Genomic DNA, 19019 nt, shown 5'->3' with positions numbered 1-19019 from the left:
AGACTAAGATCCTCTCTGTCTCCTTCCTCCTTTTTTGCTTTCCGCAAAGTTTCCAATTTTATAGGCTAAAGAAAACATTACATATCGTTTTAAAACCGTATTTTCTTCATCTCGGATCGAAGTTGGTGAAATAGTTCTTGTTGCGCTTTGATTCTGGTTTAAAACATCATATACTTTCACTTTTGCATATAATTTTTTATCTAAAAATCCGTAAGACAAACTTGTATTCCAAAGGAAGAAATCTTTTTTGAAATCGTCTGAAATATTTGAATTATAAGTATATCCAAAGTCATTTCCGAAGATTAAATTAGCTGGCCAATATGAGGTTGTCTGCAAATTAATTCTGTGAATTACGTTTGAAGTGGCGTCTCTTGAATAATTTTCATATCTCGTTTCGTTATACGATAAACTATAAGATGGCGCAATCGAAAGCACTTCTCCATAATCATAAGAAGCATAAACACTTGGCGTAACGACAACCGATTTGGCATAATACAAAACAGCATTTGTAAATCCTTTATCAAAATTATAATTACCGCTTAAACGTAAACCATATCTGATAGTATGCGCATCTTTTTTAATCTGCTGGTTCCAGTTTCCTCCAAGCGAAGCCGAATAAGTTCCTGAAATATTTACATAAGTCGTATTTCTTTTTCCGCTGTCGTCATATATAGATGTCGAAACGATATCATTGTTATAATAATCTCCTTTAAGGAATAAACTATAGCCAGAACGCGTTCTAAAATCAAAATTCTTAAAATCAATACCCGCTGTACTTTTTTCAATCGGGTTTAGATTCGGATTTCCAATTACACTATTTAACGGATTATTTAAATCTGCAACTAGCATTAATTGCGTTGCCGACGGAAGAGCATTAGAATAATCGTATTTGAAAGTTAAGTTTTTAGAACGGTTGAATTTGTATCGAAGTTGTGCTGTTCCGTAAGGCAGCATATATCTCTTATTCAGATCTGTAGCTTGATTTAAATAAAAAGAATGATTATCAAACTCAACAATCGACGTTCTCGAATTTACATTCAGCGTAAATTTACTTTTCTGCCAAGTAATACCCACTTTTGGCGTAATAGAATTTTGTTTTGATGTAGTATAATTGGTCAACGATAGATTTAAATCTGAATACTCTTGTGAGGCATCATCAAAATTGAATGTTTTTTGATCATTCATAGAACTTTGCCAGTCAAAATCTGTTCCGAAACGTAATCTCAACGAATCTGTTACAGGCTCTGTATATTCTAAGTCAAGTGAATAAGCATCGCTTTTAGAGGTGTTTTTTGCATTCTGGTTTCTTTCATCATTTGGTTTATTATCCTGATAAAAAATAGTCTCCGAAATATTAATTCCGTTCGAATCGTTTTTAGTGTTATTGTTATTAAAAACCACACTTAAATTTCGCGATTGCTTCTTAAAAGTTTTATTGAAGTTAATACTGTTAGCAAAACTTGTATTTGAACTTTCTGTGTGCGATGTTGCCGTACTTTCGTTCAATGCATCGCCATTTTCATTTTCAGAAAAAGTCGAAGAAGACGAATTGCTATTTGATTCGGATAAATTCAATTTAGGAGCAAAAACAATCTGCGTAGTAGGATTGATTTTGTATTCTAATTCAAAATTTACTTTGTTTCCTGTGTTTTCATTTCTGGTTTTAGAATCTGCTTCGGTTAAGATATTTCCTGTTGGCAATAAACTCAGCTGGTTGGATTTGCTTTCGTTTTTGGTTACAGCATTTGTAAAGTTGTAACTGCTCATAAATTCCAAATCTTTTGTCCAGTCATCAGAGTAATTGATTCCGGCAAGAGTAGACTGCGTAATTCCTTTTCCTCCACTGCTCGCACCTTGACTGCCTCCTTTTGAGTTACGTCCGCCTCCCATATTATCAAAAACCTCATCCATAGAAAATCCCGTTGAGTTGATATTGTTTGATGAAGCGAGTACGCTTATTTTTTGCTTATTCTTAAAGAAGTTCATCATTAAACTGCTTTCGTAGCGCTCGTCTGAACCATATCCGCCAAGAACTTTTCCGAAATAGCCTTTATTTTTCTTTTCGTCAATGGTAATATTTATACTCGAATAATCTGAAGTTGATTCTTGTTTTGCCAGTTCTTCTTTTTTGGTTTTAAAATCAGAAACCTGAACTTTTTTGATGATATCAGCTGGAAGATTTTTAATAGCAATAGCTCCATCTTTATCAAAAAATGCTTTTCCGTTGACTAAAACCTGATTGACTTCTCGCCCATTTACTGTAATTTTTCCTGTATTATCTACATCAAAACCAGGCAACTGTTTCAGTAAAGTTTCCACATTTCCATCTGGACGAACTTTATACGAGCCTGCATTAAATTCAAGAGTGTCTTTTTTAATGGTTATTGGTGGTGCTTCGCTTTTAATTACCACTTCATTTAAAACATTGGCATTTTCAAGCAGGTACAATTTACCAAAGTCTTTACTTTCTGTAAGCGCTTTTTGCTCTTCAAAATAAGTTTGATATCCTGTATAATTTACTTTTAAGAAAACTGGCTTATCATACTTTTTAGTATTGATGATAAAATTTCCGTTTTTATCTGTTGTAGCATACTCAATAATGGTCGAATCTTTTACGGCTGTAAAATAAACGGTCGCGAGTTCAAGCGGAAGCTGCGAGTTGATATCAACTACAGTTCCTTTAATAACGATATTGTTTTGGGCATTTGCCGAATATACAAAAGCTAAAAACAATAGTAATGAATAAATTCTGGTCATAAAATTAGGTTAGTTAGATCAGTAAGACTTAAAAAAACGCAAAAGGTTTAATTGTATTTTTTACATTTATTCAAATATAATGCCAATAAAAAAAATGATACTACAATAAAGATAGACACAAAACATAAAAAAGTCCCCTATTCAGGGGACTCTTTTTTTATAATATTTTTTAATAAATCATACATCAAATCTTAAAGGCATGCATTAAATATCCTTTTGATCTGGTAATGGTGATTTAAAATCAGGCACTAATATTGTCGTTTGCAATTTATTTCCCTCAGGTATTTTATCTGAAAGTATTGTATATATAGTATTAACACTTTCTCCATTAACTACAGTTACTGGGACAGCATATTCTGCAACTTTTTCACCCTTATCATCAAAAATGCTAACTAAATGTTTAAGTGGCGCTCCTTGATAAGCGTAATAACCATCAAGGTGAGTTATACCATTATGAGTTTTATCAACATTTGCCATTCCTGAACCGCTACCTCCTTCAAATTTAGTTTGCACTTTAGCACTATAATTCCAATCTTTCAATTCATTAGATAATTGGAAAACTGATATTATACGCCCATTAGTTGGGATTAAAGTAAATGATACAGGTGTATTTATCCCGGCAACCGCATTTATGGTTTGCGCATTAGATATATAATTAACTGCAGGAGATTGAGCTTCCCATTTAATGAATAAATCATTAACAGATAATGTACTAGATTCATTTGTCCAATTACCATAAACGTATTCCTGTACAGTGCTACTAGAATTTGCTGTAACTGATAATCTCGAAACTCCTGTACTAAAATTTCTTATTTCAAATCCATCTGCTGCACTAGTATTATTATCTGCAACAATATTAAAATTAAAAACACTTGCAACTCTAGTTGGATCAATTCCTCCCCCTGTAGTCCAAGGTTGAACTTTAATTACAACAGAATTAACAGTAACAGGAAGTATTCCTCGTTTTACATCTTTCCCAGTAATATTAGTCTTTTCTGAATTAAGAAGAATATTCATTGAAGTTTCTTGAGCAACAATTTCATTATTATTTGCATCATCTTTAGAGCAACTTATTAAGCTAAAAAAAAGCAAACTTAACAGTAATTTTATTTTCATATCTAATTTTTTAGTTCAAACAAATTTCATTTAAAATAATATTAAATGCAAGTCCATTTTTAAAAATTAACAATGTTATTACTCTTCTTTTCACTAACTAATAATCATTCTTTGTTTTTATAAAAAACAAAAAAACGCTCATGAATGTGAGCGATTTTTATTTTGACAATAAGTTATGCCGTTTATTTTTCTCTTATATAAATATCGATTGGAACTCCAGCAAAATCCCATTTCTCTCGAATTTTATTTTCTAAATACCTTTTATAAGGTTCTTTTACATATTGAGGCATATTGGCAAAAAATACAAACTGAGGTGTTTGCGTTGGCAATTGCATACAATATTTAATCTTTACATATTTTCCTTTTGTCGCTGGTGGCGGATACGCTTCAATTACTTTCAACATATACTCGTTGAATTTTGAAGTTGCAATTCTTTGTTTTCTGTTTTCGTAAACTTGAACTGTTGCTTCAAGCGCTTTTAATAAACGTTGTTTCGTTAAAGCAGAAACAAATAAAATTGGCACATCTGTAAATGGCATCAATTCTTTTTTGATTTTCTCTTCGTAATCACGTGTAGACATAGTATCTTTTTCTACTAAATCCCATTTGTTTACCAAGATTACAACACCTTTACGGTTTTTCTCAGCCAACCAGAAAATACTTTGGTCTTGACCTTCAAATCCGCGTGTCGCATCGATAACCAAGATACAGATATCAGCATGCTCAATTGCACGTACAGAACGCATTACAGAATAAAACTCTAAATCTTCTTTTACTTTTGCTTTACGGCGAATTCCTGCTGTATCAACTAAGTTAAATTCGAAACCAAAACGGTCAAATTTAGTATCAATTGCATCACGAGTTGTTCCAGCAATATCAGTAACAATATAACGATCTTTACCAATCAAAGCATTGATAAAACTAGATTTTCCAGCATTCGGGCGTCCTACAACTGCAAAACGAGGCAAATCTTCTTTAACCTCAACTTCTGGTTTCTCTGGGAAAGCTTCAATTAAAGCATCCAACAAATCTCCTGTTCCGCTTCCTGAAATACTTGCAAATGTGAAATAATCTCCTAAACCAAGATTATAAAACTCAATTGCATCTTTCTCACGCATTGCGTTATCTACTTTATTTACAGCCAATAAAACTGGTTTTGTTACTTTACGAAGTAATTTTGCAACAGTTTCATCCATTGGCGTAATTCCTTCTTCAACATCAACCACAAAAATAATAACATCGGCTTCGTCGATAGCAAGCTCTACCTGTTTACGGATTTCACCCTCGAAAACGTCATCAGACCCTCGAACATATCCACCTGTATCAATGACAGAAAACTCTTTTCCGTTCCACTCGCTTTTACCATAGTTTCTATCACGGGTAACCCCAGATACTGAATCTACAATAGCTTCTCTTCTTTGTATCAGCCTATTAAAAAGGGTCGATTTCCCTACATTAGGTCTTCCTACTATCGCAACAATGTTATTACTCATTTTATTGAATTTTAGTCCCGATAGCTATCGGGATTAGATTTAAGATTTCACTTTCTGACTATATAACAATAAATTATAAGTCAAAAATGCCTTATTTAAATTTTTTGCAAAGGTAGTCTTTTTTTTAGTTTGCAGTCACAGTTTTAAGTATTCAGTAAAAAACTAGTAAAAATGAGACTCTAAACTAAAGACTTATTACATTTTCAGCAATTATTTCTTAATGTATTTTTAGTTCTATGTCGCAGTCACAGTTTTCAAACTGAGACTGTAAACTGCGACTGAAAACTATTTTTACTGATTATAACCAAATCGTTTCAGCATATTAGCATTGCTTCTCCAGTTTTTGTTCACTTTTACATAAAGCTCGATGTGAATTTGTTTTCCGAAGAATTTCTCTAAATCAGCTCTTGCATCGGTTCCAACTTTTTTCAAAGCAGCACCTTTATGTCCGATAATAATTCCTTTTTGCGTATCGCGTTCCACCATAATTACCGAACGGATTCTGATAATATTGTCGGTTTCATGAAATTCTTCTGTTACGATTTCTACTGCGTATGGAATTTCTTTAGCGTAATTCAATAAGATTTTCTCACGAATGGTTTCGTTAACAAAGAAACGCTCTGGTTTGTCTGTTAATTGGTCTTTTGGATAATAAGGTGGTGATTCTGGAAGTAATTCGATAATTCTTCCGAAAACTTCTGGAACGTTGAAATTCTGCAATGCCGAAATTGGGAAAATCTCTGCATTTGGCACTTTTTCTTTCCAGAAAGAAACTTGCTGTTCTAATTGTTCTTGGTTTGAATTATCAATTTTATTTAAAAGCAATAAAACCGGAATCTTAGCATGAATGATTTTCTTGAAGAAATCTTCATCTTTAAGGTCCTGCTCGCCTATTTCGACCATGTAGATTAAAATGTCAGCATCTTCAAAAGCCGATTTTACAAAATTCATCATCGATTCCTGCATTTCGTATGCAGGTTTAATGATTCCTGGAGTATCAGATAGAACCAATTGAAAGTCTTCTCCGTTTACAATTCCAAGAATTCTATGACGTGTAGTTTGTGCTTTTGATGTAATGATCGACAATCGTTCTCCAACGAAAGCGTTCATCAATGTTGATTTTCCAACATTTGGATTTCCGATAATATTTACGAAACCTGCTTTATGTGACATTTTTTGCTTTATTTATTTTGCAAAGGTAGTCATATCAACTCAATACAGAAAATAAAACATTTTTTTAAGTTTTCGTTGGATTTCTCAAAAAACGCCGTATCTTTGCACCCGAAACATCGCGGGATAGAGCAGTAGGCAGCTCGTCGGGCTCATAACCCGAAGGTCACAGGTTCGAGTCCTGTTCCCGCTACAAGGTAAAAGACCTATCTTTCTTAAAGATAGGTCTTTTTTTATACCTTTTTTCGACAATAACAAAGTTTTATCTTACATGAACAGAATGATTCGTAAATCTTTTTAAGTTAACTTGATGGGATTCGAACCTTTTTTTAGTATCTCTATAATCAGCGATTAATTTATTTTTCAACATATCTAGAAATTAAAGTCTAACTTTATTTATAAAAAATCTTTACAGAATAAATTATATTAGCACTTTATAAAACTTGTAATATGTTTAATTTCTTCAAAAGAAAAAAGAGAGTCCAGCTCTTTGGATGGGAAAAAGAATTGTTCAAAAACATATTCACATTACTTGGAAATGAATATCGTAATTTTGAAAAACAAATTTCTGAGGGAATAATTGAATCTGTAAGATTTGACAAGGACATTCCTGATTTTATCAGTTTTAAATTAAATGTAGTATTACTTAATAAATTTGAAATAAAAAAAGAGCAACCTTTTACCCTCAGAGGAATTCAGGTTTACGATAAAACATCCTGTCAATATAAACATCTTGAAGTTGAAATTGGTTATGGTCTAATCTTAGGATATTCAGTTTCTGAAATATTAAATTTTAATCCTGATGTAAATAAAATCAAAATTCATTCAGCTTATAAAATCTTTGTAGAAAATGACGATTTTAAAAATATCCTATTCTTGTTCAATCATGAAGAAATCAGCTTATTAAACACTTCCGATATTTATAAAATTGAATTAAATGGGAAAATTTATTATCATTTAAAAGATTTAGAAGATGGTGATTTTATTGGAATAGATACGCAAAAAAATATTTATCTAATCACTCATGATCCTTTTAAAATTGCTTTACAAGATAATGATTTGAATTATTACCTTAATAATTACTAAAACTAATACTTTATGAATCTTTTAGAATTAATTAAATATTTCAGATCAAACGGAAAATATGAAGCCTTTTGTTTGTCAAGATCATTAAATACTAATTCAGAAGCTATAGATATATATATGACTAAGCCTTTTGTCTTAAATAAAGAATTGGCTTTCTTCGAAATAGAAGATACTGAAGGCAAAATTGAATACACATTTAATGGTTTAAAGTATTTTAATCTCTTTGACTTTTATTTTTTTCTTGACGCCATTGAAGAATTAAACAATGATTTTTCTATGAATGATAATTTACTAGCTCAGAAACTATTTAATTATGCAATTCAAGATGCATAAAAACTTCTTACAATATTCAAATTAAAAAAATACTTACATATGAAATTAATTGATTTAATAGACTCATTATTTAATCCTAGAAAACTGAAAAAGTTAATTACTGAGTTAGGATTAAATACTGAATCTGAAGCATTATTAGTATATATGAAGGAGAATTTAAACATGGCAGCCGATATTCAAATTTTTGAAGTTGAGGAGACAGAAGATGAGATGTTTTTTGAAAAAGACGGCATTAAATATATCCAGCTATTTCCAATTGAACATATTCAGAACTTAATTGAGTTTGATTTAAATATGAAAAATAAAGGATTTTCTGAAATACAAGTAGTCGAAAAACTTTTAGAATATAGAAAACATGATGCATAGCGAATAATCTTAATTGATAGTTAGAAAAGTTTCTAGAAAAGCATCAATATCTAATAAAATTAATTTTCTTTAAATCATCTGAAAAATGGTTCGAAAATTGTCCCGTTGGGGCTACTAAAGAAAAACACCACTTCTACAAGTGGTGTTTTTTTCTTTATACCAATTTATTCTATATTTAGCATCAATTACTTTTTAGTTTATCCCCATTATAAACACAGGCTAAAATAACGAAAAACACGCTGCATAAGGAAGATAGCGATCTTATGTTATTCCAAAAGTTCCAACGGTCTTCGAATATATTTCTCATTTGTCTTGCACTTGCGTTTGAGGAACTTGCAAGATCTAACAAATCCAGCTTATTATTAAGAGGAATGTTTACAAACACAGTTACCACAAACACACCAAGTGAATAAAATAGAGTAGCTATAATGAGTAACAGAAACGATTGCTTTTTGTAGTGCAGAAAACTGGTAATTGGGAGCATAATCAACGTTCCAAAAAAACAAATGAAAAATGGTATATTTTGAATCTCTCGATTGATGTTCTGCATGGCATTTAGAAATTCCTTATCGTTTAGTTTTCCCAATCCCAAACTCACCGAAATCGAATATGAAAAGAAAAGCCCAGCCATTAATGCCGTTATTATTGCCGTAATAATTAGTAAAATATTTGATGCTTTCATTTTAATTGGAAATACTAACTGTTCTTTTTAAATATTCATTGGTATCTAGCTGACGAATCATAAAATCTGCAACTTCCTTACGAGCAATTTTTAGATTGAGCTTTTTATAACTTCCGTCAAAACCTATGCGATACGTATTGGTAATTTGGTCATCGGTAAAAGCACTTGGCCTAACAATTGTATAATCCAAATTACTGTCTAAAATATATTTTTCTTGCAATTTATGGTCTTGAAATGCTTTTTTTAGCAACATCCCGAACATAACATGTTTCCAGATAAAATTAAGATTTCCATAGCTTTCGCCCAAGCCGAGCGTCGTTTGGCAAATCAGCCTCTTTGATCCTTTTTTCCTCATCGCCTCAATAATTTTTTTTGTTCCTTCTGCGCGTATTTTGCCTTTTCTACCATCGCCTAAGGCACAAAAAACTGCTTCTTGATTCTGCAACGCATTTTCAACATCATTCAAACTCAAAACATCACCTACATGAATATGAAGGTTAGGATGAGAAATGGTTTGTAGTTTTTGGGGATCACGAACAAAAGCTGTTACTTCATCACCATTTTTTAATGCTTGTTTTACGATTTCAATGCCAACTGTACCTGTGGCTCCAAAGATTATTACTTTCATTTTGTATCAATTTTTAAGATTAGTGGTACAAAATTGCAATAGATAAATGTTCTAAAATAGAATAAAAGCGACAGTGATTATTATTTCTCAAATAATTTTGGAGTTTTACCAGTAAAAGCTTTAAAAACTCTTATAAAATGAGATTGATCTGAGAACCCATTTTCATATACAATGTCGGTATGTTTTTCATAATCTTTAACAGTCAATTGATCCAAGGAGGCTTGAAATTGAATAATCTTAGCAAACTGTTTAGGAGTAAGACCTGTTTCAGTCAGGAATCTTCTCTCAAAGGTGCGAATATTGAACTTTAATTTACTGGCGATCGAACGGATGCTTTCTTGACCTTTTGTTTGAAAGATGTATTCTATGCCTTGCCGTATTTCAAAATCAAGGTTTTCTTTTTTCTTTTCAAAATACCGTAAAAGCAATTTTGATATAATTTCAATTTTATCTTTTGCGCTTTCATTCGATTCCAATTGTTTTTTAAGCCACCTTATATCTTCTTCAGTATCATCAAAGTAATAACAATTATCATTTATGCTCTGAGGTTGTATATCAAAAAATGTCTTCAAAACATAGGGATACAACTGAAAAACGATAATAAGAAATGCGCCCGAAATCTCAAGTTCAATTGGCAGAATGGTTTGTCCGTAGAGAAAAACTCCTGGCATCTTTTTATCATGAGGCTTTACGATCAATCCGTGATCGGTTTGCTGAAACATCAAACCTGGACACCCATCTGCAAAAAAAGGCAATGTTGTATGCATATTTTTATCTTCATTTTCAAACACCCATATGTTTTTCACAAAAAGTGAAATAGAGTCTTCGGGAACAATATTTTGATAGTTCATATTATTGTGATTACCGATTTTATATATCAAATATCTGAAAATTTTCCAAAACTCAAATTTCGAGACATTTACGAAAATCTTCAACTGTCAACAGAAGCAATACCAATAGCAAACTGTATCTATTATTCAGAACTAGCTATTTTGCAATAACCTAAAAAACACACTCGACAGAATTATTTTTTCTCTATCTTCCCAAAATAAATTTTTCTAAAATGAACCACCAGTTTTCAATAAAAAAATTATTTTTATTCAGTTTCATTGTACTAACCAGCTATTTCTTGGTTTCTTTCCATATAAAAAATACAGAACAGAACACTTCTTATAAAACCAAAAAAGTACTGATTTTCTCTAAAACTAATGGCTTCAGACACGAAAGCATTCCTGCCGGAATTGCAGCAATAAAAAAACTGGGACAGGAAAATCATTTTATTGTAGATGCTACTGAAGATTCTCTGGCAATTAATTCAAAAAACTTAAAGCAATATCGAGCTGTTATATTTTTAAGCGCCTCTGGCCATGTTTTAGGCGAAAATCAAAAATTGGCTTTACAAAAATTTATACAAAACGGAAATGGTTTTGTCGGCATTCATTCGGCCACAAACTGCGAACCAGATTGGTCTTGGTACACCCAAATGATCGGCGGAATCTTCGAGGATCATCCTGAACCGCAGAATGCTAAACTTATAATTGTAAATCATGAACATCCATCTACAAAACATCTTCCTGCAATCTGGGAACGAAAAGACGAATGGTACAATTTTAAATATTTAAACTCAAACGTAAATGTGCTTATAAAGATTGACGAATCTTCGTGTAAAGGAGGTAAACATGGCGATAATCATCCCCTGGCATGGTATCACGAGTATGATGGCGGCAGAGCATTTTACACTGCTTTAGGACACAGCCCTGAAAGTTACAATGATCCTCTTTTTGTGCAGCATTTACTTGGAGGAATTACTTATGCTATTGGCAGATAAAAAGATAGCATAAATATCAAGACTTATAAACTTGCCATTTTTAACTTCACATTCTTTCATAGTTCCTTCATACTGAAAATCAAGTTTAGCCATTACGTTTTTACAATTCTTATTTTCTGTCTCAACAAATGCTTCAATTCTGTTAAGTTCTAAATTATCAAAGCCATAATTACAAATTAGCGGTATTGCTTCTTTGATAATTCCATGTCCCCAAAAATCTGGAATTAACCAAAAACCAATTTCTGCTTTTTTATGTTCTTTACTTAAATTATTTAATCCCGCCGCTCCATAGAATGTTTTATTGTCAGCAGAGCAAATAGCAAACCAAATTCCTGTATCGTTTTTTTCAAGGTCAGCAAAGAAAATCATTTGTTCTTTTGTTGCTTCCAATGTTTGAAAACTCACTCCATAATATTGAATAACTTCTGGATGCGAAAGCCCTTTGAAAACATTTTCAAGATCATTATCCGCAAATTGTCGCAGCAAAAGTCTTTCGGTTTTTATGGTTGGAAATTCTTTTTTCATGATTTTTTTTCTGTTTCTGATTATCAGTTTTCGCGATCAAGGCTAAAAATAACTCATTTATTTTCAAACATGTAACTAAATTCAATTTTATTTATTGGTATTCCGAAAGCTGTTTGGTGTCATACCTGTCGATTTTTTAAAAGCATTGTGAAAAGTAGTCTTCGAAGTGAATCCAGATTCTAATCCTATTGCCAGCAGGCTGTAGTTTTCATAATCCGAATCGAGAATCATTTCTTTCACGGCTTCAACCCTATAGTTATTTATGTAATTGGCAAAGTTATCTCCCGTAATCACATTGACGAGTTGTGAAACATATCCCGCACTTATTCCCAGCTCTTCTGCTACTTTTTCTCGGTTTAAATTGCTGTCTTTATAAATTTGATGCTCTTCGCAAAGTATTTCCAATCTCTTAAAATAAGGGTTTTCTTTTGTAAAGATTTCTAAGCCATTTGCGTCATTTCCTCTTTTAATAGGTACTTCTTCAACAAATATTTCATCGTCTAACAAAGTCTTATTATTTAGCAATTCTTCGATTTCAGTTTTATTGTCAGCCAACCTGTATCTGAACACACCATAATATGCCGTGCAATGAATTAAAAATGTAGCAAACAACGCCAAAATCTGCATAACATAAGAAAGATCATATTCAAAAAGCAGCCCTGTCAAAATAACCACCATCCAGGAAAGCATTAATGCATAAACCAAAAACCATAGAAAAGTGATCCATTTTTTTTCCTGCTTATCTTTTGAAAATTTAATAAAACCGAAAGTATAAACAGCCATAAAAGGCATAAATAACAGAACAAGATAAAAATCAAAACTTCCTAAAGTTTCTAGAAAACTTTTAAGAAAGTGCGGAATTGTAAAAATATGTGCGACAGCATCACAGTCATAAAAAACATTTGTAATGGCTGAATATACAAACGGAGCATACAACCAGCGGATCTTTTTCGTATTTCTAATTGGATGGTTTACCTGATGTATAACAAACATAAAAATGAGAACCGGAAAAAGAAATGCCCATTCTACATTATCCAGAAAACGCAGGAAAGGCATACTGCTGTAAAGATCAATTATTTCGAAAACGAGATTGGCAATAAGCACCGAAAGCGCAAATATTGCATAAGCCAGATATCTATTGGCATTACTCTTAAATAGTGGTGATTTTAGAATAATTGCTCCAAGAACTATTCCTTGAAAAATTGCCGTGTTAAAAAAAATAGTAAAGATCAATCTATATAGTGGTTATTTAGTTAGGATGCTGTTTCTGTTTTTTTTTTTAGGTAATTACCTATAATTTTCCATCACGAAACTATACTTAATTGATTTTATTTACTGTTAAAGGAATTACAATTAAAACTAAACAAAATGACAATTAATAAGATCTGAATTACAAATTATCATTCGATTATTCTGTAAAATCTTTAATAGAATTGGTTTATTTCAACGTTTCATGTTCCTAAGAAAAAGTTAAGAAACAGCTGGAAATAAGTACCAATTTATCCACTTTTAAGCTTTTGAGACCTCTGCTAATTTTGCTTTTTTGAATTTTGGTATCAAATAATTCAAAACACTATTTTATGAAAAAAATTTTATTGTTAGCTGTTTTTACAGTTTTAGGATTTGTGAATGTAAATGCCCAAGAAATTAAATTTGGAGCTAAAGCGGGTTTAAACTTTGCAACTATCAGTGAAGATAATACCGAAAATGCTGATTTTGTAACATCATATAATATTGGTGTTATGTCAGAAATTCCATTGTCTGAAAAGTTCTCTTTTCAACCCGAAATAATGTATTCTCGTCAGGGATATAGTTTCAATAATGATATAATTGCTATGAATTATTTGAACATTCCCTTAATGGGAAAATACTATGTAACAAAAGGATTGAGTCTTGAAGCTGGACCGCAAATAGGCTTTTTGCTTTCTGCTAAAAATGAAAAAACAGATATAAAAGATTCGTTTAATACTTTTGATTTTGGTGTTAATTTTGGCTTAGGATACAAACTTGAAAACGGGCTTAATTTTGGTGTAAGATATAATCTGGGATTAACTAACATTAATAATGTAGATAATTCTTCAATTAAAAATAAAAACGGAGTATTTCAAGTATCTGTTGGTTATTTCTTTTTCTAAACCAATAATAATTTAAAAAAACACCACTCTAAAATAAGTGGTGTTTTTTTGTTTCTTTTATCCAAAAGAGCTACGCAAATAAGTACCGATTTATACAGTTTTAAGCTTTTGAAACCTTTTATAATTTTTCTTATGTCAATTTTGGCTTCAAATAATTCAAATCAATTTTTATGAAAAAAAACTATTTATTACTTATCATTCTTTTTACCTTTTTTTCTGCTAATGCTCAAAACGAAATCGAGTCAAATTCTTTTGAGAAAAAAAATGATATTACCATAAATGCAATTGCCGCTTTAGACAAAACTCTAAATGTAAGCTATGAAAGGCATTTAAACAAAAGATCGTCGTTAGGTATTTATTACTTTCATGTATTAACGAATGATACAAGCAATGACATGAATTATTCTATCTCTCCCTATTACAGAAGATATTTTGGTAAAAAATATGCATCTGGTTTTTTTGCTGAAGGATTTGGAATGCTGACTTCTATTGATGGCAAAAAAGTGTACACATCAGAAGACCATTCAACCTATACTGAAAATCCCGATGTTATCGATTTTGCTCTTGGAGCAGGTGGAGGATGGAAATGGGCCAGTAAAAGCGGATTTATTTTTGAAGCAAATGTTGGCTACGGGTTTTTATTGTTTAATGCGAATAAAACAGACCATAATATTGTAGCAAAATTTGGATTGAGTGCTGGATATAGGTTTTAGAATTAATGTTTGAATACTTCCAGTTAGTGAAAAAAGCTTCAGAGAAATCTGAAGCCTTTTTGCTTGAATAAATTCAATCGCACTAATGGTGAAGATTTTACTAGAAAATTCCAGAAATATATTATTCTACATACATTTAATTGTACCGCCATCTACCCTAATAGTAGCTCCGCTAATGTAATTGGCATAAGTACTACAGAGATATGCAACTGCTCCAGCGATTTCCTCAGGTTCTCCAAAACGTCCCGTATCATTTGGAATTAGCTGCTGAACAGCTTTAGATTTTATTTCATTTAAATCTGTCCCCCAATTAAACTTAGGCGCAGCATTTACAAGCCAATCTTCGACCATAGAGTTTATAATTGCTCCAGGAGATACAACATTTGAAGTTATTCCGGTTTCTTTCAATGATCTCGCAAGTGAGATCGAAAGGTTATGTCTTGCTGCAAGGGTCGCATTATAATGTGGCTGTTCCTTAATAGGCTGTATGCCTAGGCCTCCACCAATATGAATAACTCGCCCCCAACCTAATGTTTTCATTTGTGGCACTATACGCTGAATCATTCTTACATATGAAACCACATTGTTGTTATAAATATCAGCCCAATCAGCCGCTGTTGCTTCACCCCAAGATTTATGCGATGTTGCGCCCGCGTTATTAATTAAAATATCAATTTGACCATTTTTTAGCGCTGCAGAAGCAACCTCATCAGCTCCGTTATCGGTGTTAAGATCTCCTAAAGCGATTTCTGCACTTCCCCCATTGTTAATAATTTCCTGACACACAACATTGGCACGATCTTTATTTCTACCATGAACTATAACGGTCGCTCCTTCATTTGCCAACATTTTAACTATTGATTCTCCAAGTCCCGAACTTGAACCCGTTACAAGTACTCTTTTTCCTTTTAATTTTAAATCCATTTTATCTGTAAATTAGTTGTTCTTATTTCTTTTGCAAAGGCGAAATCCCAAATTCTTTTTTATAGGCGTAAGAGAAATGAGACATATTAGCAAAGCCGATTTCTAAGTAGATGTCGCTTGGACGCTGCTTGCAATTTTCTATTAAATATTTTGCTTCAGAAAGCCGTTTTTTAGTCAGCCATCTGCTTGGAGTAATCTTAAACAATTTCGCAAAATCCCTTTTGAAACCTGACAAACTGCGCCCAGTAAGGAAAGCAAATTTTTCTAACGGAACATTGTATCTATAATGACCATTCATAAACCCTTCCAAATCCAATTTTCCAGGCTCGTTAAATTCAAACAGCATTTGCTTAATTTCAGGATCGATATCTGCAAGTATTAAAACCAGTTCTTTAATTCTAATCCTCAAAATTTCATGATCAACATCTTTTCTTTGGGCATATTCATTTAATAGAGCGACAGATTTTTTCAGCATGTTATTTGCCTCAATAATCTTCACCCCTTCACCATGAAACCTTTCTGATTTAAATCCAAATTCTTTTGAAATTTCTTTAAGCGTATTTTGGTCAAAATGAACCGCTATAGATTTAAATCCGTCAGATTCTGTATGCTTAATTGATTTTGTTAATTGATTCCTTCTAAAGAAGCGGTAATCACCAACAGTAAACGTATATTTCTTATATCCTATCCAAACATCATGTCTGCCACTAATGATATAGCTAAAGATGTGATCGGACACAAAGGCTTCGTTTTCAACGTTCTCTCCCGAATAGAAGTTTTGCATGAGCTTTGGCTCTGAAAGAATTTGATCTTTTTTTGATTCCATTTTCCCTTCATTTTTATCTGATACAAATTTCCCAAATATTTTAATCCGCAAGTTTGTTCAAACGTCCAAATTCATTTATTATCTCTAAAAAAACAGTTCTTAGTAAACTATTTAGCTTTCAAATGCATCCAGCTACTAAACAGAAAAGCTCCAGATTTTTCTGGAGCTTTTTTTAATAAATATACTTTATCGAAATAAAACCCGTTATTTCTTTACAATAATTTAATATCACGTTTTCTTAATAACTGATTTTATATTACTAAATGTTTTATTAAATTCGCAATTCCATAATGAAATCATTTGTTTTCATTCTAAAATTGTGATTTTCACATAAATACCACCAAAAACAACTTTACAACTCTTAAAAACAAATTATATTATAACTACAATTCAACACAATGCTTAAAAAACACAACCCCAAATTTTTATTTTTTACTCTTTTAACATTATTTTTTTCTGTCACTGCATTTTCTCAAAAAAGTGTTTATGCTGGAATTGAAATTGGCCGTCGAGCCATAAAAGTTTCGGTTATTGATGTTAGTAACATCAGAAAAGCCGATTATAAAATCCTTTCTTTCTGGACTGAGAGAATTCCTTTTGCTGACCATATTGACTCTAAAGGTGAGCTTACTCCAGAAGACATCACAAAAACCAGCGTAACGGTTACAAACCAATTGCAAAAAATAAAAGCTGAAAATAAAATTCTTGAAGAAAACATCTTCATTGTAGCAGCTCCAGTATTTGCATCTGCTCGCAACATTGATGTTCTAAAAAACAAAATTGCTATTTTAACTGGTAAACAATTAGAAATTCTAGAAGTTAATGAAGAAGCAAAAACACTTGTAAAAGGTGCAATACCGCCTGTAGATTTTGCTAATGCTTTTCTTCTTGACATTGGTGCTCAAACTACAAAGGGAGGTTATATCGACGAACTTAAAGACGGCAAATTAGAGTTTGTTCCTTTAGAACTTAGTTTCGGAACAATGACTCTTACTGATGCTGTAGAAAAAACGGTGGTAAACAAAAGCCAGGTAAACGATATGTCTACATATCAGGAAAAATCTTTTGATTATAACGTAATTCTGCGCAAAAAGACTAAAGAGCTATTTGATGCAAATCCACCTTTAGCAAAAAAGAATAAACTATACTTATCTGGTGGTGCTGTTTGGGCGTTTTCAACTCTTTTTTATGATGAAACCGTTAATAAAGATCATTACGTTGCTTTAACTCTTCAGGATGTTATTGATTATGATGCTATTCTTAAAAACAACTTTGGCAAGTTTACCAACCTTGCAAAAACTAACAAAGAAGCGGCAAGAGTTTTAAGTACTTACGATCAAAAATATCTGATTTCGGCAAACAATATTCTTGTAACTTGTCTTGAAAGTATTCCAGATCTAGCTTCAAAGAAAGTTTATTTTGCAAAAGAAGGACAGGTAATCTGGTTAATCTCTTACATTGCAGATCGTTCGAAAAAAATAAATACTAATTTCTAAAAAGTATTTTTCAATATTATAAAGCCTCAGAGAAATCTGGGGCTTTTTTACATCTAATTATAACAGTATTTTATATTCCGCTAGGAATATCTGGTCGGTAGAAAAAAATAATTTCGTTTTGCATTGTGTCCTGTAGGGACACCTGATTTGCGAAACATTTAACCAATCAAACGTTCCTAAGGAACGTATAATCATGCTTTATATTTAAATTCTACCTACAAGACGTTCCTACGGAACGTTTAATTGTGATTCCAATTTTATTTCTACCAACGAAACATTCCTAAGGAATGAATTGCTCCAGATTTCTTTAGTTTTTATTTAATCTCAACATAAGATTCTTTAATCTGCATTTCATTAATAATATCTAAAAGCTCCATTTCATCAATTGAAAATAATTGAAGGGCTTGTTCTAAAACATTGATTTCTGTATGGTAACCTTTATCAGCCGATTTTAAAATATTTAAATATTGAGCTGATTGTTTTTTTAGATAACTTATTTTCTCTATTTCTGCCGTTTCCATTCTTTCAATTTTAAATCATTTTCAACAATCCAAGCATCAGAAATACACTCTCAATAATTGGTTATCTTATACGATAACAATTGTTAATATTCCGCTAGGAATATCTCATCGGTAGAAAAAAAATAATTTCGTTTTGCATTGTGTCCTGTAGGGACACCTGATTTTAGGCAAATAAAAAACATGTCCGATTAATCAAACGTTCCTACGGAACGTATAATCACGGTTCATATTTAAATTCTACCTACAAAACGTTCCTACGGAACGTGTATTCGGAATTCAAATTTCATTTCTACCGACGAGACATTCCTACGGAATGAACATAATTTAATGTCGCTCCTCTGGAGCTTTTTGATCATGGGATTTGGATTTTCTACAAATATTTTGTTCCGCTGGAGCATACAAATCTGATTCTATTCCTAT

19 protein-coding genes and 1 tRNA gene are annotated in these 19019 nt (G+C 31.9%); 8 read left to right on the top strand and 12 right to left on the bottom strand.

The annotated features are described in order from the left end of the window. Positions 1–3: 3 nt before the first annotated feature. The 4 genes from DM397_RS09840 to era form a co-directional block, all read right to left on the bottom strand. Entirely contained in the window at positions 4–2757 is a 2754-nt protein-coding gene (locus tag DM397_RS09840) for an outer membrane beta-barrel protein (RefSeq protein ID WP_111377362.1), read from the bottom strand. Positions 2758–2961: 204 nt separating this feature from the next. Continuing rightward, entirely contained in the window at positions 2962–3873 is a 912-nt protein-coding gene (locus DM397_RS09835; RefSeq protein WP_111377361.1) for a hypothetical protein, read from the bottom strand. Positions 3874–4055: 182 nt separating this feature from the next. Next, the gene (der, locus tag DM397_RS09830; RefSeq protein WP_111377360.1) at positions 4056–5366 is read right to left on the bottom strand and encodes a ribosome biogenesis GTPase Der; all 1311 of its coding nucleotides are present in this window, start codon (positions 5364–5366) and stop codon (positions 4056–4058) included. Between the two features lie 291 nt (positions 5367–5657). Then, positions 5658–6539 (bottom strand): GTPase Era, encoded by an 882-nt coding sequence (era, locus tag DM397_RS09825; protein ID WP_111377359.1) that lies wholly within the window; start codon positions 6537–6539, stop codon positions 5658–5660. Positions 6540–6656: 117 nt separating this feature from the next. On the opposite strand from era, the gene DM397_RS09820 reads away from it, so the two are divergent. From DM397_RS09820 to DM397_RS09805, 4 genes are all read left to right on the top strand, one after another. Further along, positions 6657–6729: transfer RNA gene (locus DM397_RS09820), tRNA-Met, on the top strand. A 257-nt stretch (positions 6730–6986) separates the two neighbouring features. Further along, a complete protein-coding gene (locus tag DM397_RS09815; RefSeq protein ID WP_111377358.1) occupies positions 6987–7622 on the top strand; it encodes a hypothetical protein in 636 nt (211 codons plus the stop codon). Positions 7623–7634: 12 nt separating this feature from the next. After that, complete coding sequence (locus DM397_RS09810) at positions 7635–7955, top strand: hypothetical protein (RefSeq protein ID WP_111377357.1); 321 nt, start codon at positions 7635–7637, stop codon at positions 7953–7955. Between the two features lie 39 nt (positions 7956–7994). Further along, positions 7995–8321, top strand: coding sequence for a hypothetical protein (locus tag DM397_RS09805; protein ID WP_111377356.1), 327 nt, complete (start codon positions 7995–7997; stop codon positions 8319–8321). A gap of 181 nt (positions 8322–8502) precedes the next feature. On the opposite strand, the gene DM397_RS09800 is transcribed toward DM397_RS09805, so the two are convergent. The 3 genes from DM397_RS09800 to DM397_RS09790 all read right to left on the bottom strand — a co-directional run bounded on the left by DM397_RS09800 (position 8503) and on the right by DM397_RS09790 (position 10482). Next, positions 8503–9003 carry an anthrone oxygenase family protein gene (locus DM397_RS09800; protein WP_111377355.1) on the bottom strand — a complete coding sequence of 167 codons (501 nt, stop codon included), beginning with the start codon at positions 9001–9003 and terminating at the stop codon, positions 8503–8505. A 1-nt stretch (position 9004) separates the two neighbouring features. Next, entirely contained in the window at positions 9005–9631 is a 627-nt protein-coding gene (locus DM397_RS09795; protein WP_111377354.1) for an NAD(P)-dependent oxidoreductase, read from the bottom strand. An 80-nt stretch (positions 9632–9711) separates the two neighbouring features. Next, on the bottom strand, positions 9712–10482 hold the full coding sequence (locus DM397_RS09790; protein ID WP_111377353.1) for a helix-turn-helix domain-containing protein: 771 nt from the start codon (positions 10480–10482) through the stop codon (positions 9712–9714). Between the two features lie 212 nt (positions 10483–10694). Between DM397_RS09790 and DM397_RS09785 the strand changes: the two genes are divergently transcribed. Further along, positions 10695–11459 carry a ThuA domain-containing protein gene (locus tag DM397_RS09785; RefSeq protein ID WP_111377352.1) on the top strand — a complete coding sequence of 255 codons (765 nt, stop codon included), beginning with the start codon at positions 10695–10697 and terminating at the stop codon, positions 11457–11459. Here the strand turns inward: DM397_RS09785 and DM397_RS09780 are convergent. Continuing rightward, complete coding sequence (locus tag DM397_RS09780; protein WP_111377351.1) at positions 11424–11984, bottom strand: GNAT family N-acetyltransferase; 561 nt, start codon at positions 11982–11984, stop codon at positions 11424–11426. The two genes, DM397_RS09785 and DM397_RS09780, sit on opposite strands and share 36 nt — an antisense overlap. 87 nt (positions 11985–12071) lie before the next feature. Further along, positions 12072–13217: a helix-turn-helix domain-containing protein gene (locus DM397_RS09775; protein WP_111377350.1), complete on the bottom strand. Its 1146-nt coding sequence runs from the start codon at positions 13215–13217 to the stop codon at positions 12072–12074. A gap of 347 nt (positions 13218–13564) precedes the next feature. Between DM397_RS09775 and DM397_RS09770 the strand changes: the two genes are divergently transcribed. Further along, a complete protein-coding gene (locus DM397_RS09770; protein WP_111377349.1) occupies positions 13565–14119 on the top strand; it encodes a porin family protein in 555 nt (184 codons plus the stop codon). Between the two features lie 170 nt (positions 14120–14289). Then, the gene (locus DM397_RS09765; RefSeq protein WP_111377348.1) at positions 14290–14832 is read left to right on the top strand and encodes a DUF3575 domain-containing protein; all 543 of its coding nucleotides are present in this window, start codon (positions 14290–14292) and stop codon (positions 14830–14832) included. Between the two features lie 126 nt (positions 14833–14958). Here the strand turns inward: DM397_RS09765 and DM397_RS09760 are convergent, their stop codons facing one another. Both DM397_RS09760 and DM397_RS09755 read right to left on the bottom strand, forming a co-directional pair. Next, positions 14959–15756 (bottom strand): SDR family NAD(P)-dependent oxidoreductase, encoded by a 798-nt coding sequence (locus DM397_RS09760; protein WP_111377347.1) that lies wholly within the window; start codon positions 15754–15756, stop codon positions 14959–14961. Between the two features lie 22 nt (positions 15757–15778). Then, the gene (locus tag DM397_RS09755) at positions 15779–16582 is read right to left on the bottom strand and encodes a helix-turn-helix domain-containing protein (protein WP_111377346.1); all 804 of its coding nucleotides are present in this window, start codon (positions 16580–16582) and stop codon (positions 15779–15781) included. A 398-nt stretch (positions 16583–16980) separates the two neighbouring features. On the opposite strand from DM397_RS09755, the gene DM397_RS09750 reads away from it, so the two are divergent. After that, positions 16981–18078, top strand: a complete 1098-nt coding sequence (locus DM397_RS09750; RefSeq protein WP_111377345.1) for an exopolyphosphatase — start codon at positions 16981–16983, stop codon at positions 18076–18078. A 314-nt stretch (positions 18079–18392) separates the two neighbouring features. Here DM397_RS09750 and DM397_RS09745 read toward each other — a convergent pair whose 3' ends face one another. Continuing rightward, positions 18393–18599, bottom strand: coding sequence for a hypothetical protein (locus tag DM397_RS09745; protein WP_111377344.1), 207 nt, complete (start codon positions 18597–18599; stop codon positions 18393–18395). Positions 18600–19019: the final 420 nt, after the last annotated feature.

It is taken from the genome of Flavobacterium nitrogenifigens, from assembly GCF_003254565.1.
Classification (GTDB): Bacteria; Bacteroidota; Bacteroidia; order Flavobacteriales; family Flavobacteriaceae; genus Flavobacterium; species Flavobacterium nitrogenifigens.
Note: the sequence above shows the minus strand (reverse complement) of the source record. Positions and strands in the feature narration are given on the sequence as shown.